The organism is Vreelandella aquamarina, from assembly GCF_900110265.1.
Classification (GTDB): Bacteria; Pseudomonadota; Gammaproteobacteria; order Pseudomonadales; family Halomonadaceae; genus Vreelandella; species Vreelandella aquamarina.
Window position 1 is genome coordinate 20270 of record NZ_FODB01000044.1, and the last position, 15194, is coordinate 35463.

The 15194-nt window shown below is 55.5% G+C and carries 13 protein-coding genes; 2 read left to right on the forward strand and 11 right to left on the reverse strand.

Going from position 1 to position 15194, the window contains the following annotated elements; translation table 11 throughout:
* Window positions 1–48: 48 nt before the first annotated feature.
* The gene (locus BMY49_RS12390) at window positions 49–1509 is read left to right on the forward strand and encodes an NAD-dependent succinate-semialdehyde dehydrogenase (RefSeq protein ID WP_089675699.1); all 1461 of its coding nucleotides are present in this window, start codon (window positions 49–51) and stop codon (window positions 1507–1509) included.
* 73 nt (window positions 1510–1582) lie between these two features.
* On the opposite strand, the gene purH is transcribed toward BMY49_RS12390, so the two are convergent.
* The 8 genes from purH to ppa form a co-directional block, all read right to left on the reverse strand.
* Complete coding sequence (purH, locus tag BMY49_RS12395) at window positions 1583–3163, reverse strand: bifunctional phosphoribosylaminoimidazolecarboxamide formyltransferase/IMP cyclohydrolase (protein ID WP_089675700.1); 1581 nt, start codon at window positions 3161–3163, stop codon at window positions 1583–1585.
* Window positions 3164–3211: 48 nt separating this feature from the next.
* Window positions 3212–3535 (reverse strand): DNA-binding transcriptional regulator Fis, encoded by a 324-nt coding sequence (fis, locus tag BMY49_RS12400; RefSeq protein ID WP_044627999.1) that lies wholly within the window; start codon window positions 3533–3535, stop codon window positions 3212–3214.
* Window positions 3532–4572: a tRNA dihydrouridine synthase DusB gene (gene dusB, locus BMY49_RS12405; RefSeq protein WP_089675701.1), complete on the reverse strand. Its 1041-nt coding sequence runs from the start codon at window positions 4570–4572 to the stop codon at window positions 3532–3534. Before dusB ends, fis begins: the two co-directional genes overlap by 4 nt.
* 98 nt (window positions 4573–4670) lie before the next feature.
* Window positions 4671–5582 (reverse strand): 50S ribosomal protein L11 methyltransferase, encoded by a 912-nt coding sequence (gene prmA, locus BMY49_RS12410; protein ID WP_089675702.1) that lies wholly within the window; start codon window positions 5580–5582, stop codon window positions 4671–4673.
* Between the two features lie 137 nt (window positions 5583–5719).
* A complete protein-coding gene (gene accC / locus BMY49_RS12415) occupies window positions 5720–7060 on the reverse strand; it encodes an acetyl-CoA carboxylase biotin carboxylase subunit (protein WP_062360693.1) in 1341 nt (446 codons plus the stop codon).
* A 30-nt stretch (window positions 7061–7090) separates the two neighbouring features.
* Entirely contained in the window at window positions 7091–7552 is a 462-nt protein-coding gene (gene accB / locus BMY49_RS12420; protein ID WP_062360695.1) for an acetyl-CoA carboxylase biotin carboxyl carrier protein, read from the reverse strand.
* 333 nt (window positions 7553–7885) lie between these two features.
* On the reverse strand, window positions 7886–9763 hold the full coding sequence (gene dsbD / locus BMY49_RS12425) for a protein-disulfide reductase DsbD (protein ID WP_062360697.1): 1878 nt from the start codon (window positions 9761–9763) through the stop codon (window positions 7886–7888).
* A gap of 173 nt (window positions 9764–9936) precedes the next feature.
* The gene (ppa, locus tag BMY49_RS12430) at window positions 9937–10467 is read right to left on the reverse strand and encodes an inorganic diphosphatase (protein WP_044627994.1); all 531 of its coding nucleotides are present in this window, start codon (window positions 10465–10467) and stop codon (window positions 9937–9939) included.
* 350 nt (window positions 10468–10817) lie between these two features.
* On the opposite strand from ppa, the gene BMY49_RS12435 reads away from it, so the two are divergent.
* Window positions 10818–12533: a bifunctional protein-serine/threonine kinase/phosphatase gene (locus tag BMY49_RS12435; RefSeq protein WP_044627993.1), complete on the forward strand. Its 1716-nt coding sequence runs from the start codon at window positions 10818–10820 to the stop codon at window positions 12531–12533.
* Between the two features lie 108 nt (window positions 12534–12641).
* Here BMY49_RS12435 and BMY49_RS12440 read toward each other — a convergent pair whose 3' ends face one another.
* The 3 genes from BMY49_RS12440 to BMY49_RS12455 all read right to left on the reverse strand — a co-directional run.
* Window positions 12642–13901 (reverse strand): 6-phosphofructokinase, encoded by a 1260-nt coding sequence (locus BMY49_RS12440; RefSeq protein WP_089675703.1) that lies wholly within the window; start codon window positions 13899–13901, stop codon window positions 12642–12644.
* 212 nt (window positions 13902–14113) lie between these two features.
* Window positions 14114–14785, reverse strand: a complete 672-nt coding sequence (rnt, locus tag BMY49_RS12450; protein ID WP_044627990.1) for a ribonuclease T — start codon at window positions 14783–14785, stop codon at window positions 14114–14116.
* A gap of 238 nt (window positions 14786–15023) precedes the next feature.
* Window positions 15024–15194 (reverse strand): transposase (locus BMY49_RS12455; RefSeq protein ID WP_175497444.1); only part of this gene is annotated, 171 nt, incomplete at its 5' end.

The window sequence follows — 15194 nt, forward strand, 5'->3', positions numbered from 1 at the left end:
GAACAAGTAAATGAGCCTGCAAGGCCGTCATTTGGTCAGGAGTCTGTCATGGAAGCGCTGAAAGAAACACAGCTGTATTGCCCGTTTGCCTATATTGACGGCAGTTGGGTAGCCGCCGACAGCGGTGAGCAAATCAACGTTTTGAACCCAGCCACTGGTGAGTCGGTTGGTGAGATGCCACGCCTAGGTAAGGCGGAAACCGAACGTGCCATTGGTGCTGCCGATGCGGCGCTGCCGTCATGGCGGGCGTTAACCGCTCAGGAACGGGCAGACTTATTGCTCAAGTGGCATGACCTAATGCTTGAACACAAGCATGACCTTGCTCTGCTGATGACCTATGAGCAGGGCAAGCCAGTAAGAGAAGCAGAAGGTGAAATTGCCTACGCCGCGAGCTTCTTACGCTGGTTTGCTGAAGAAGCTCGCCGTGTTTATGGTGAAACCATTCCTGCCGCCAATGCTAATCAGCGTATTGTGGTGACGAAACAGCCGGTAGGCGTTGTTGGCGCGATTACGCCGTGGAATTTTCCCGCTGCGATGATTACTCGTAAAGCAGGGGCGGCACTGGCTGCTGGCTGTACCATTGTGGTGAAGCCCGCCAGTCAAACGCCTTTTTCCGCCACTGCGCTGGCGTTACTCGCCGAACGTGCTGGCATTCCCCGTGGGGTTTTCAATGTGGTGCCAGGCAGTGCGTCTGACATCGCGAAAGCGCTTACAGAATCTCCCAAAGTCCGTAAGATCACCTTCACGGGCTCGACTGAGGTGGGGCGCACTCTGATGGCTCAGGCCGCTGAGCATATCCAGAAAATTTCTTTGGAACTGGGGGGCAATGCGCCGTTTATCGTTTTTGAAGATGCGGACTTAGACGCGGCTGTTGAAGGTGCCATGGCGGCTAAATTCCGTAACGCCGGGCAAACCTGTGTATGTACTAACCGCTTTCTGGTGCAATCCAGCGTCATTAACGCGTTTTGTGAAAAACTTGCCGTTGCAATGAACAGTGAGCTAAAGGTGGGGAATGGAACAGAGCCAAATATTAATATTGGCCCGCTCATTGACGAGAATGCTGTTAAGAAAGTCAGTGAGCACGTTCAAGATGCCATTGATAACGGTGCGGAGCTGCTTCTGGGTGGACACCCGCACCCCTTGGGTGGCAACTATTTCACACCAACGCTGATCAGCTTTGCTACCGATGCAATGAAAGTGGCCCACGAAGAGACGTTTGGCCCGCTGGCAGCCGTTTTCCCCTTTGATGACGAAGAGACCGCCATTGTGATGGCCAACGACACCCAGTATGGCTTGGCTTCTTACTTCTACTCTCGCGATTTGGCTCGCGTGTGGCGCGTAGCGGAGGCGTTGGAGTATGGCATGGTGGGCATTAACACCGGGCTTATTTCCAATGCGGCGGCACCCTTTGGCGGGGTGAAAGCGTCGGGTCTTGGCCGTGAAGGTGGCCATCAAGGCTTAGAAGAGTATCTGGAAACGAAATACCTGTGCATTGATCTTGGCAAGTAATACGTCCTAGACCGAAAAAGCCCTCACTTGGAGCAAGTGAGGGCTTTTGTTAATGCAGGAGGCTATCCTCTGATTAGTGGCGGAAGTGGCGCATGCCGGTAAATACCATGGCAATGCCTGCTTCGTTAGCGGCATCAATCACTTCCTGGTCGCGCATGGAGCCGCCAGGCTGGATAACCGCCGTAATGCCCGCTGCTGCGGCGGCATCGATGCCGTCTCGGAAGGGGAAGAAGGCGTCAGAAGCCATCACTGAACCAGGAACGGAAAGCCCTTCATCTGCCGCTTTAATGCCGGCAATTTTAGCCGAGTAAACCCGGCTCATTTGGCCTGCGCCTACGCCAATCGTTTGGCCTGCTTTGGCGTAAACAATCGCATTGGATTTCACGAACTTTGCTACTCGCCATGCAAAGGCAAGGTCGCGGATTTCTTCTTCAGACGGAGCGCGTTCGCTTACCACGGTAAGCTCATCTTCAGTGACCATGCCTTGATCACGATCCTGCACCAGCAGGCCGCCATTCACGCGTTTGAAGTCAAATGCAGGCTGCGCCGTACCGGGCCAATGAGCGCTTACGTCCAGTAGGCGCACGTTCTGCTTCTCGGCCACAATGGCGGCTGCGTCGTCGCTGACCCCTGGAGCGATAATGACTTCGACAAACTGGCGGTCAATAATCGCGCGTGCAGTCTTGGCATCCAGCGGTACATTGAAGGCGATAATGCCGCCAAAGGCGCTGGTCGGGTCGGTCGCGAAAGCTTTCTCGTAAGCTTCCAGAGCCGTTGCGCCCACGGCAACGCCGCAAGGGTTGGCGTGCTTGACGATGACACAGGCGGTATTCTCAAAGGCTTTTACGCACTCAAACGCCGCGTCAGTGTCAGCCACGTTATTGAAAGAGAGCGGTTTGCCTTGAAGCGTTTTGGCCGTAGCAACGCTTGGCTCGCTGGCGGCGGGGTCCACATAGAAAGCCGCTTTCTGATGCGGGTTTTCACCGTAACGCATGTCCTGCTTTTTATGCAGCTGCAGGTTGAAGGTGCGGGCAAAGGTGGCGTCTTCGCTGGCTACCTGACGGCCAAGATAGTCGGCGATGGCGCCGTCGTAACCAGCGGTATGCTCAAACGCTTTAACGGCTAGATCAAAACGGGTGGCGGCGCTCACTTGGCCAGAGTGGTCATTAAGTTCGCCCAGTACCCGGTCGTAGTCGCTGGCGTTAACCACAATCGTAGTATACGCGTGGTTTTTGGCGCAGGCACGTACCATGGTGGGGCCACCGATATCGATATTCTCGATGGCGTCTTCTAGCGTGCAGTCTGGCTTGGCGACCGTGGCGGCAAAGGGGTAAAGATTCACCACCACCATGTCGATTGGTGAGATGTCATTCTCCGCCATGACAGCGTCGTCCTGGCCGCGGCGTGCCAAAATGCCGCCGTGAATTTTTGGATGCAGTGTTTTAACGCGTCCATCCATAATCTCTGGAAAACCGGTGTGCTCAGATACTTCCTTAACCGCAATACTGTTCTCTTGCAGTAAGCGGAAGGTGCCGCCAGTGGATAGCAGCTCGACGCCATGTTCGGCGAGGCCGCGGGCAAACTCTACGATGCCAGTTTTATCGGATACGCTCAGCAGGGCGCGGCGAACGGGGGTAGCGGTACTATCGGCCATAAGGGTGCTCGTCGTGTGCAGGTCGGAGTTTAAAACAACAACGCCCCTTTAAGGGGCGTCACTTTCAATTAATCCATACAGCTTAAGCTTTTTGCGCAGCGTGCCACGGTTTAAACCAAGCACATCCGCCGCGCGCGTTTGGTTGCCATCGGTGTGCTCCATCACGCATGCCAACAGAGGAGCTTCCACCTCTGCCATCACCATGGCATACAAATCGGTAGTTTGGCTGCCATCGAGATGTTCGAAGTAGCGGCGCATTGCCATCTCAACCGCTTCTCTTAGCGGCTGTGGCTGGGCACTGTCGGAAGGGTCTGCTAGCGTGCCAGAGAGATGGGAGGAGCGTTCGCTGGAGAGCAGGTTGCGTTCAGTCATGCCGCATGGCTTCCTTTGGCTAGCAGACGCTGAGCGGCGTCGTGGGTCATGGCGTTATTAATCCAGTCAAACTGCGCTTCAGTCGAGGCAAGGGCATTAAACTGCTGCTTGAGTGCTCGCTGTTCAGCGTCTGAAAAGCGCTGGTCGTCATTGAGATACCAGCCGACATGTTTGCGTGCGATGCGTACGCCCATGGTGTCGCCATAGAACGCATGCAGTGCCTGCAGATGCTCAAGTAGTATCTGGCAGCGCTCTGTCAAACTGGGTGGTGCTAACCGTTCACCATGAGTTAAGTAGTGGGTGATCTGTTGAAAAATCCACGGATTTCCCTGAGCGCCTCGGCCTATCATTACGGCATCTGCGCCGGTATAGCGCAACACATAGGCAGCCTTTTCGGGCGACGTGATATCGCCGTTGGCAATCACCGGGATAGCAAGGTGTGACTTAATCTCAGCAATCGTGTCGTATTCAGCCTCACCAGTATAGCGCTGTTCCCGGTGACGGCCATGGACAGCCAAAGCCTGAATGCCTGCAGACTCTGCCAGTTTGGCAATGCGCAGTGCATTGTTCGACGCAGCGCACCAGCCGGTGCGTATCTTGAGCGTGACGGGAATATCCACTGAGCTCACTACGGCATCTAAAATCTCAGCAACTAGCGCTTCATCGCGCATTAGGGCAGAGCCCGCCGCCTTGTTGCAGACCTTTTTCGCTGGGCAGCCCATGTTGATGTCGATGATTTGCGCGCCAAGCTCAGCATTAAGTCGGGCGGCCTGGGCCAGCATCTCGGCATCGCCACCGGCAATTTGCACTACCCGGGGGGCGGGCTCGCCTTGATGATCCATGCGTAGCTGAGATTTACGGGTATGCCATAGTGAAGGGTCAGCGGTGACCATTTCACCCACCACCCAGCCAGCCCCTAGCCGACGGCAGAGCTGGCGAAACGGGCGGTCGGTGACGCCCGCCATGGGGGCCAGCATTACCGGGTTAGGCAGTTGGTAAGGCCCAATCGCAGGTGGCGAAGTAATCATCAAGGTCATTGCGGTGCACTTTGGTAGGCATGAAATCGACGAGTAGGACGTTTCAAGGGGGCGTATGATACGCCTACTCGGCAAGGGATTGAAGGCCAATTCCGATTTTATGCGGGGCGGCGGCCTGTCAACCGCACCCAGCCTTCGCGCACGGTGGGTTCATCCATATAAAGCCCTTGGGCTTCGTAGGCTTCCAGCACGTCTGAGGCTTGATTGGCCAGTATGCCGGATAGTGCAATGTGACCACCGGGCGCTACGTGGCTAGCAATCATGCTAGAAAGCTCGACCAGCGGTCCCGCTAGAATATTGGCCGTGACGATGGGGTAGGAGCCGCCTTTGAGTTGTTCTGGGTAGTAGAGCGCGAGCTGCGCCGCGCCAATAGCATTACGCTCCGCGTTTTCGCGGCTGGCTTGTAGCGCTTGTGGGTCAATATCCGTGCCGTCTGCATGGGTCGCGCCTAACTTCAGCGCCGCAATGGCGAGGATGCCTGACCCACAGCCTACATCCAGTACGGCTTTGCCCTGCAGTTCATTACGCACGGCTAAACTATCCAGCCACTCAAGGCATAGCGCGGTGGTCGGATGTGTGCCTGTACCAAACGCGAGGCCCGGATCAAGGATTAAATTGACCGCGCCAGCTTCGGGCGGCTCATGCCAACTAGGCACAATCCATAACCGTTCACCCATGCGAAGAGGGGTGAAATCATCCATCCACTCTCGCTCCCAGTCACGGTCCGCCAGCAGCTCGTATTCAATGGTCGGGCACGGCTCACCGGGCACTTGCTCAGCCCAGGCGGCTTCAATACGGCTTATCATGTCGTTGATGCCGTCGAGATCATCATAGAGGCCCGTCAAAATGGTGTCTTGCCATAGTGGGGTTGTGCCGCGCTCGGGCTCAAAGACGGGATCGTCGTGGGCGTCCTGTAGGCCAATGGCCGTCGCGCCCTCCTCGAGCAGCAGCTCTTCGAGGAGGTCGGCTTGTTCGGGGGCGACGTGTGCTTTTAATTGCAGCCAGGGCATCGGGGGTCTCCACGGCGTTTTAGAGGATAAAGGAACAAGCGAAATTGCGATATAACTAGGACAAAACAGCAGCGGGGTGGCGATGGCCACCCCGCAGAAACACCCGCCAAGCGGCAGGCGTAGTAGCAACCTATGGCTTAGCTGCTTAGTTTCTTTTCCAGGTAGTGAATATTGACACCACCCTGGCGGAAGTAGCTATCCCGCACCAGATCTTTCTGAAGGTCGATATTGGTCTTGATGCCTTCGACCAGCAGCTCATCGAGCGCGTTGCGCATGCGCGTTAAAGCGATCTCGCGGTCAGCGCCCCAGGTAATCAATTTACCAATCAGGGAGTCGTAGTGCGGCGGAACGGTATAGCCGGTGTAAAGGTGGGAGTCCATTCGAACGCCTAGGCCACCGGGTGCGTGGAACAGTGTGACTTTGCCAGGAGAGGGCATAAAGGTACGCGAATCTTCGGCATTGATACGGCACTCAAAGGAGTGACCGTTCAGCTTTACATCTTCCTGGCGAATTGAGAGCGGCATGCCTGAAGCAATACGCAGCTGCTCTTTAACGATATCCACGCCCGTGACCATTTCTGTCACCGGGTGCTCTACCTGTACGCGGGTGTTCATTTCGATGAAGAAGAACTCACCGTCTTCGTATAGGAACTCGAACGTACCCGCACCGCGGTAGTTAATCTCGATGCACGCCTGGCGGCAGGCTTCGAGCACTTTAGCACGGGCTTCTGGATCAATACCTGGGGCCGGTGCTTCTTCGAGTACTTTCTGGTGGCGGCGCTGTAGCGAGCAGTCGCGGTCATACAGGTGAATAGCATTGCCCTGGCCATCAGCCAGCACCTGAACTTCCACATGGCGAGGCTTCTCGAGAAACTTCTCCATATAAACCGTGCCATCGCCAAAAGCGGAATGGGCTTCGGTGCGGGTAACGGTAATGGCGGAGAGTAGGTGGCCTTCGGTATGCACAACACGCATGCCGCGTCCACCACCACCGGCAGCCGCCTTAATGATGACTGGGTAGCCAATGCGACGTGCAGTGGCCAGGTTAGTGGCGTCATCATCACCTAGCGGGCCGTCGGAACCGGGTACTGTCGGTACGCCAGCGGCCTTCATGGCTTCAATCGCGCTGACTTTATCGCCCATCAGGCGAATGGTTTCAGCGCGTGGGCCAATAAAAGTGAAGCCCGAACGCTCCACCTGCTCGGCAAAGTTGGCGTTCTCAGATAGGAAGCCATAGCCGGGATGAATGGCGCTAGAGTCAGTCACTTCAGCCGCGCTGATCAGCGCAGGGATGTTTAAGTACGATTGCGCCGAAGAGGCAGGGCCAATGCAGACGGCTTCATCGGCAAGACGAACGTGCATCAGTTCGCGGTCTGCTTTGGAGTGAACCGCAACGGTTTTAATCCCTAGCTCTTTACATGCGCGTAAGATACGAAGGGCTATCTCGCCGCGGTTCGCGATAAGTACCTTGTCCAGCATGGGAGAATCCACCCGTGTTGATATGAAAGATTAAGCGAGGACGATCATTGGTTGATCAAATTCCACCGGCTCGCCATCTTCCACTAGGATGGCCTCAACCACGCCGTCGCGGTCGGCTTCAATCTGGTTCATCATTTTCATCGCTTCAACGATACACACAGTGTCGCCTTGCTTCACTGTGTCGCCTACTTCAACGAATGCTTTCGCACCTGGTGCCGGGCTGCGATAGAAGGTGCCTACCATCGGCGAGTTAACTGCTTCACCGCGATAGCTAGCGCCTTGAGGTTCGGCATCGGCGGGGGTAGTGGCCACCGGCGCTTGAGGAGCAGCAGGCGCGGGCTGCGCGTACTGAGGCATCGGTTGCGGCTGCCACGCAGTGCCGTTGGGGTGACGGCTGATACGAACCGATTCTTCACCTTCCTGAATTTCGATTTCACTGATGTTGGACTCTTCCAGCAGCTCAATCAGTTTTTTAACTTTGCGAATATCCATTCGTATAGCCCCAAAAGTTGATCAAAGTAACACGTCGTCACAGGAGAGATATGCCTGCTAGGCGCGGCGCTTTTTAAGTGCAGTAAACCAAATTTAAAAATGAAGAGAACGCAGCACGATGGCGAACGTTAACCCAGACTCAGTGCTAAAAGATGGATTTTTTAGCAAATATGGCTGTGGAGTTTGCCGAAAAAGTCACCCACTGTCCAGTAGCCGCGGTAATGTGTGTGATATTTGCGACTTAAACAACTGTTTGACGACGATCGCGACACGGCAGCTTAAAAATGTGTTCAAAGCCGGTTGCACTGTCGCAACCGACCATGAGTTCATCTTTTATCCCTGCTGCCAGCGCTTGAACGAGTCGAGATGCTGAACGAGGTCTTGAGCAGTCACTTCGCCCTGAATGCGAGCTTCGCGCACTTCCTTGCCCTGGCTAAAGAGTAGCAGGCTGGGCGGGCCAAAAAGGTTGAAATGATTGAGCAGTTCGCGACTTTGTGCATTGGTCTCTGTCACATCGACCGCGATTAGTTGAAAATCGTTCAATGCAGCGGCGACTTGAGGATCAGGATAGACCTCTCGCTCCATCAGTTTGCAGGAGATACACCACTCTGCCGTGAAGTGGGCAAACACGGGCTGCCCCGCTTGAGAGGCTTGCTCCAGCTCAGACTGTAGTGCGCTGAGACTGTCGACTTCTTCAAAGATTGGAGTGGTAGCGGCTTCCCCTGTACTAGAAGTGGTCACCGATAGCGGTCGTAATGGATTGCTGCCTCCTTGGGCGGCGCCCAACACGAGTGCTACCCCCCAGGCCAACAGCATTAACCCCGCCGTTTGCCGGGCTTTTGCCCAGCCGTGAGAGGGCGATGTATTCAGTGCGCCAAGGGTAAGGGCACTGCCGATTGCTAGGGCCGCCCACAGCAGAAGAGAGATTGATGGCGCAATTAAACGCTCAATCATCCAAATCGCTATACCTAATAACAACAGCCCGAAAGCAATTTTAACGCCATTCATCCAGCCGCCAGAGCGGGGTAGCAGCGTTGCGCCGAAGGTGCCCACGAGCAATAAAGGGAGCCCCATGCCAAGTCCAAGCGCAAACAGCACTGCGCCACCCATAAAGGCGTCCCCAGTGGAAGAGATAAATACCAAGGCGCCCGCTAGCGGAGCCGTTACGCAGGGAGACACCACTAGCACTGACAGCGCACCCGCCACCGCCAAGCCCAGTGGGCCGCTGCGCTGGGCGCGGGCTTGCCAAGAGTCTACTTTGCTGGCGATTCGCGGTGACATGCGAAGGTCAAAGGCGCCAAACATTGCCAAAGCGAACAGGGTAAACAGAATGGCAAAAGTAATTAAAACGGGGGCGGACTGTAAATGTGCCTGGAGGTTGAGCCCCGCACCAAATAGCCCCATTAGCACGCCCACCAAGGCATAGGTAATGGCCATGCCGAGTACATAGCTGGCTGACAGGACAAAAGCGCGGGGCTTGGTGGGGTTCTGGCCAACCACGATGGACGACAGAATAGGAATCATCGGCAGCACACAGGGCGTAAAGGTGAGCCCAATACCCGCGAGGAAAAAGAGCCCTAAGGCGAGCGGTAGGCTGGTATCACTAATCAGCGCGCTGAATTTGCTATCTTCACTTTGCGGGGCGGAGAAGCCAGCGTTCTCGCCCGATTGAGTCGCTGCGCTGCTTGGGGCAGGTTCACCCGTGCTTGTTTGATTTGGAGAGCTTTGTTCGCTTTCATCCTGCCAGTTGGCAAACGTGCTGGGCGGTGACGTTTCTGCGGCTTCAAGGGTGATGCGCTCAGGTGGGTAGCATAACCCCGCATCGGCGCATCCCTGAAAGGTCAGCTCGATACTGATTGGCCCGCTATAAGGGGCGCTCAGCGGAACATCAAAAACGAGCTGATCGCGAAAAACGTACACATCCCCCATAAATTGATCGGTGGTGAATGAGCCCTGTGGAATGACGGGGTCTTCTAAGTCGACCGATGCCTGCTGGCTCGTGACGTCAAGCTGGTGGCGGTACAAATAGTAATCGTCGGCAATATCGACCCCGATGCTGAGCGTATCACCATCGTGCCAAGCGCTGGGCTGGAAGGCTTCCATTACCGGCAGGAAGTCGCTCTGATTGCTTGAGGAGAACCACTGCCCGTGGGCCAATAAAGGTAGCCAGCACAACAAAAAAAATAGGCTAAAACGTCGCATGAGTAACACGGAGTATCCTTACGCTTTGGTAACAGGTTGGGTGCAAAGGGGCAGGATAGCGCACCTGTTGAGATTAGCGCATTTACTGCGGTGACGTGACGCGGTGCTTCATGCTCCGTTAATGTAAACGCAAAAGGCCGCCTCTCTAAAGGCGGCCTTTGCAATCAGTGTCGTGACGCTAATTACGCTTTTTTGTAAGCTGCGGCCGACTTTTCAATGGCCTTGCGAGCGGCTTCAACGCCTTCCCAAGACTCAACTTTGACCCACTTGCCTTTTTCGAGGTCTTTGTAGTTCTCGAAGAAGTGAGCAATTTGCTGGCGCAGCAGTTCGGGGAGGTCAGTCACTTCCTGCACGTCATCATACAACGTTGAGAGTTTCGGGTGCGGCACGCATACCAGCTTGGCGTCTTCGCCGGCTTCGTCGGTCATGTTCAGAATGCCCACCGGACGCGCGCGAATGATGCTGCCAGGCGCTACCGGATGAGGGGTCACTACCAGCGCGTCTAGCGGGTCACCGTCGTCGGCCAGCGTGTGCGGGATAAAGCCGTAGTTGGCCGGGTAGAACATGGGCGTGGCCATGAAACGGTCAACGAGGAGGGCACCCATATCTTTGTCGATTTCATACTTAATCGGCGCGTGGTTAGCAGGAATTTCGATCGCCACGTAGATATCGTTGGGCAGATCCTTTCCAGCGGGGATGTTATCAAAGTTCATCGTTGGTTCCTTGGCTTGGCTTTTCTTACCTATTGCAGAGCGCAGTAGCTAAGCAGTTGATGCATTGCATTAATGGTGAAGAATTATACGAACATGGTCGATAGATTACCAATGCGACATAGGTGTTTAGCGGCGTGGATGTTGAAGTTCATTGCGATTTAAGGGGATGTCTCATATTAGTCGGCTTGATGCACTTCCAGGCAGTCACGCGCCATGAGTAGGGTTTTTGTACCGTTCGCGACGTTTGGTGGGCATCGTTTCACTGTGCCAGCGTGTATGATAGCCCTGTGTGGTTGTGATGTTAGTGAAATGGTAGTTGCGATGGTGAGCCGTAAGCCTAGGAGGATGAGTTGGCGCACGCCCAGTTGCTAATTAGTTATGGTCAAGCGTTTGTTGCCCCGGAGCGGCGGCAGCACCGCAGCTCAATGTCGGTGCGCCTGCCGGAAGCACCGCTGTTAAAAGTGAAGGGCGGCTGTGCGGTGATTAGTGACTCGATTTCCCGCAATACCATGGCCAAGCAGGCGGGAGATTTGAGCGTGCGCGGGTTTCTTGCGGATTACTACTCGACGCCTGAACACTGGGATACCAAAACCTCGGCTACCCGTGTGCTGCGTGCTCTTAATAGTTGGTGCTACAGCCAGAGCCAGCATGTTAAAGAGGGTGGCTTTGTTTCCTCACTCTCCGCGATGGTGTTTTTGGGCCGCGAAGGGCATCTGTTCCATATGGGCGATACGCTGGTATTTCGCTTACGTGGTGCCGAGTTTGAGCAGCTCACTCGTGACCATGTGACCGACGTAGGCGGCTATCGTTATCCCTCCCGCGCTTTGGGGATGGATGGCAGCGTCGACATCGACTACACCCATCTAGCGCTTAAACAGGGCGACCTGTTCGTATTCACTACCCAGGCGGTGCGCGGCACGCTGATGCCGTCGGACTACGTGCGGCTTATTCGCCAAGACGCCAGCGATTTGGATGCCGCCTGCGAGCGTTTGGCCAGTGAGGCAAAACAGCGCGCTCAGGAGCGCGGTTACGGCGGTGATCAGTTCTGCTTCCAACTATTGCGCATTGATGAGCTACCCGAAGAAGAAACCGACCATCCTGGCATGCTCTACGGTGATCTGCCAATCCCCCCTGAATTAGCTCCTGGCGAGCGCCTTGATGGGTTAGAGGTTCAGGCCGTGCTGTCACGAAACGCCCAATCTCGCGTTTACCGAGTCCGTGATGTGCATAGCGATCGCGTGATGGTGATGAAAGCGCCCAGCCCGGAACTTTCGCTGCGTAACGCCTATTTAGAGCATTTTTTGCTGCAGCAGTGGGTGGTAGAGCGGGTGAATTCACCCTTTGTAGTGAAAGTCATGGAGCCCTCGCGCCCACGTCGCTATCTCTACTACCTCATGCAGAACGTGGAAGGTGAGACCTTGCGCCAGTGGGCGGAGCGCCACCCGCAAGCAAGCCTTGTTCAGCGCTTGGACATTGCCAATCAGTTGGGCAAAGCGGTTCAAGCACTACATCACCGCGATATTATCCATCAGCAGGTTACGCCAGATAACGTGCTGATTGATCAGCATGGAAAGGTAGTGCTGGCGGATTTTAGCGCCTGCCACATGCGTGAAGTGGATGGACATCGTCACTCAGGCGAACTGCTTCGCCAAATCGGCTTTAATGAACACACGGCTCCAGAGTACGCCCTGGGCGACAGTGTGGGGCGACGCAGCGATCAGTACTCGCTGGCATCCACGGTTTATTGGCTGTTAACCGGAGAACTGCCCTATACCTTGACGCCGAATAAGCTGCGCTGCCATACCGATTTAGAAGAGCTCAGCTACCGTAGCGCTCGTACCACCAACCCGGAGATTACCCCCGCGTTGGATGAAGCGCTGCGTCGAGCGCTGGACCCACAGCGGCCGTTGCGCTTTAGGCGCATGTCGGAGTTTCTTCACGCGCTACGTATCCCGTTAGGACGGATGCCTCAGCGAGAAGAGCCGCGTACGGAGTCTCGGCGCTTTTGGCAAGGCGTGGCGGGCATTTTGCTTTTGCTATTGGTGCTTTCCTGGCTGCTGCGTTAGGAATGCGTCCAGTAGTCCACTCTATTCAGGACGGGACAATCAATTAAGAAGGGGCGATGACTGGTCATCGCCCCTTCTTCTAGGCCAGCGTTTCAGCCAGCCGAGAAGTTACAGTGTGAATTTAGGCAGCTTCTGCTCCACTTTCGCCAGCTTGAGCTTGGCGACTTTAGGCAGGCCATTCTCGAACGGAGGGAAGTCTTCGCCTTGGATCAGCGGCGAGAGGTAGTCTCGGCATGCTTGAGTAATGCCAAAGCCGTTCTCGCTGATGAAATCGCGAGGCATGAATTTCTCTTGGTTAGCAATTTGCGACAGCGGCGCAGAAATCACATCCCACTGGTAGGGGGGTTGTGAAATACGGCGGATCGCCGGCATCATGGAGTTCTTACCTGCCAGTGCCAGCGTCACCGCTTCACGGCCTACTGCGTATGCTTGCTCAACGTCGGTTTTTGATGCTAAGTGGCGAGCCGCACGCTGTAGGTAGTCGGCCACGGCCCAGTGGTATTTGTAGCCTAAGTCTTGCTTGATCATACCGGCCAGAGTGGGCGCAACGCCGCCTAGCTGGCGGTGACCGAAAGCATCGGTGTTACCCGCATCTGCCAGGAAGGTGCCGTCTTCGTAGCGCGCGCCTTCGGATACGACGATCACGCAGTAGCCGTACTTCTTAACGCTCTCATCCACTCGTGCCATGACCGCTTTACGGTTAAAGGACACTTCCGGAAAGATAATCAGGTGTGGCGGCTCGCCTTCACCTTCGCCTGCCAGTCCGCCTGCGGCGGCAATCCAGCCCGCATGGCGGCCCATCACTTCCAGCACGAACACTTTGGTGGACGTGGCGCACATGGAGGCGATATCCAGCGATGCTTCACGGGTAGACGTGGCAATGTACTTTGCGACGCTGCCAAAACCGGGGCTGTTGTCGGTAATGGGCAGGTCATTGTCGACGGTTTTAGGAACATGAATCGCGGTCAGCGGGTAACCAAGCTTTTCTGAAAGCTGTGAGACCTTTAGGCAGGTGTCGGCGCTGTCACCGCCACCGTTGTAGAAAAAATAGCGGATATCGTGCGCTTTGAAGACTTCGATCAGGCGCTCGTACTGGGCGCGGTGGGTATCAATATCCTTCAACTTGTAGCGGCACGAACCGAACGCACCGCCAGGCGTATGACGAAGTGCCGCAATGGCATCATCACTCTCTTGGGTGACATCGATCAGGTCTTCCGTCAGCGCACCAATAATGCCGTTATGGCCGGCATACACCTTGCCGATTTGGTCGGGGGCTTGCCGGCAAGCTTCGATAACGCCGCAGGCGCTGGCATTTATGACGGCGGTAACGCCACCGGACTGGGCGTAAAAGGCATTATGCTGGGCCATGGAAACGTCTCATCTCCTGAAAACGGGTGGTTTCATCGTCATTGACGGCAAGCGTTCGCTCCCTTGCTTGCCGATGCTTCACAGGCGCACTGAAAGTCGCCCTGTGAACCAAGCGCTCTTAATTGACGCAAAGTTTAGCGTAAAGCTATTTCTGCTGCATTACATGCTGTTTCAAACCCGCCGCTGCGGGGATTTTTAGCTGCCTGTGCGGATTACTCATCGCTACCGTCCAGCGCTTGTTCACGCTGGGCTAGTCGCCAGCCGCCCAAATCTTTATAGCGGTTAACCATTGCGCAAAACAGCTCAGCCGTGCGCTCGGTATCGTAACGCGCGGAGTGGGCTGCTTTGTTATCAAACTCAATGCCTGCCGCACGGCACGCTCTGGCCAGCACAGTTTGACCATACACAAACCCTGCGAGCGTCGCCGTATCAAAGCTTGAGAAGGGGTGAAACGGATTGCGTTTGATGTTGCAGCGGTTGGCCGCGGCATTCAGAAAGCCGTGGTCGAAGGCGGCATTGTGGCCGACGAGAATCGCTCGTGAGCAGCCGTGGGCTTTCAACGATTTGCGAATGGGCCGAAAGATCTCACCCAGTGCCTCAGACTCACTGAGTGCCACTTGGCGACGCAGCGGGTCATCCAGATTGATCCCTGTGAAGTCTAAAGCCGACTGCTCCACGTTGGCCCCCTCAAAGGGGTGGATGTGGTACGCATAGGTCGCGTCAGGCAGTAAATTACCGTCCGGGTCCATGGTGAGGGTGACAGCTGCAATTTCCAATACGGCGTCCGTTTGGGCATTAAACCCACCCGTCTCCAAATCAATGACAACCGGTAAATAACTGCGAAAACGCTGGGCCATCAATTCGCGGGCAATTGCCTCGCTCATGCAGCTCTCCTTAGTAAAGCGAGTAGTCGGTCAGAATCAGCGGCGAGTGTTTGCCGCTATGGTTGGGTGATTCTAGCCCGGATTTCTCATAGTGCTCCAACAACCTTCGCAGACCAAGCCTGGTAGTGCCAGATCCGAGTGGTCATGGTCGAAGTTGGCGATTATTTAGCCAGTTTCCGGCATTCAGGCACAACTCCCCCTTTCCCCCATTGGTATCGGGCCGGGGGAGCCCGATTATCTACTGGGGCACCAAGCGCTGAACCAGTGCTGAGAGATCGTTCTTGTGTGGATAGCTATCACTCATCAACACCCGTATTCGGCGGGTGTTGCGGATGATGACTGCGCCAACCTTGATCAGCTTCAAGCGCAAGGTGCCGGCACTCATACGTTCGAAGGGCGTGTTTTTCAG

Bases quoted from the DNA above. Each gene is read 5' to 3' on its own strand.
- BMY49_RS12440 (WP_089675703.1), bottom strand. From the start codon at position 13,901: ATGGCCCAGCATAATGCCTTTTACGCCCAGTCCGGTGGCGTTACCGCC.
- purH (WP_089675700.1), bottom strand. From the start codon at position 3,163: ATGGCCGATAGTACCGCTACCCCCGTTCGCCGCGCCCTGCTGAGCGTA.
- accB (WP_062360695.1), bottom strand. From the start codon at position 7,552: ATGGATATTCGCAAAGTTAAAAAACTGATTGAGCTGCTGGAAGAGTCC.
- fis (WP_044627999.1), bottom strand. From the start codon at position 3,535: ATGACTGAACGCAACCTGCTCTCCAGCGAACGCTCCTCCCATCTCTCT.
- ppa (WP_044627994.1), bottom strand. From the start codon at position 10,467: ATGAACTTTGATAACATCCCCGCTGGAAAGGATCTGCCCAACGATATC.
- prmA (WP_089675702.1), bottom strand. From the start codon at position 5,582: ATGCCCTGGCTGCAATTAAAAGCACACGTCGCCCCCGAACAAGCCGAC.
- accC (WP_062360693.1), bottom strand. From the start codon at position 7,060: ATGCTGGACAAGGTACTTATCGCGAACCGCGGCGAGATAGCCCTTCGT.
- rnt (WP_044627990.1), bottom strand. From the start codon at position 14,785: ATGAGCGAGGCAATTGCCCGCGAATTGATGGCCCAGCGTTTTCGCAGT.
- dusB (WP_089675701.1), bottom strand. From the start codon at position 4,572: ATGACCTTGATGATTACTTCGCCACCTGCGATTGGGCCTTACCAACTG.
- BMY49_RS12390 (WP_089675699.1), top strand. From the start codon at position 49: ATGGAAGCGCTGAAAGAAACACAGCTGTATTGCCCGTTTGCCTATATT.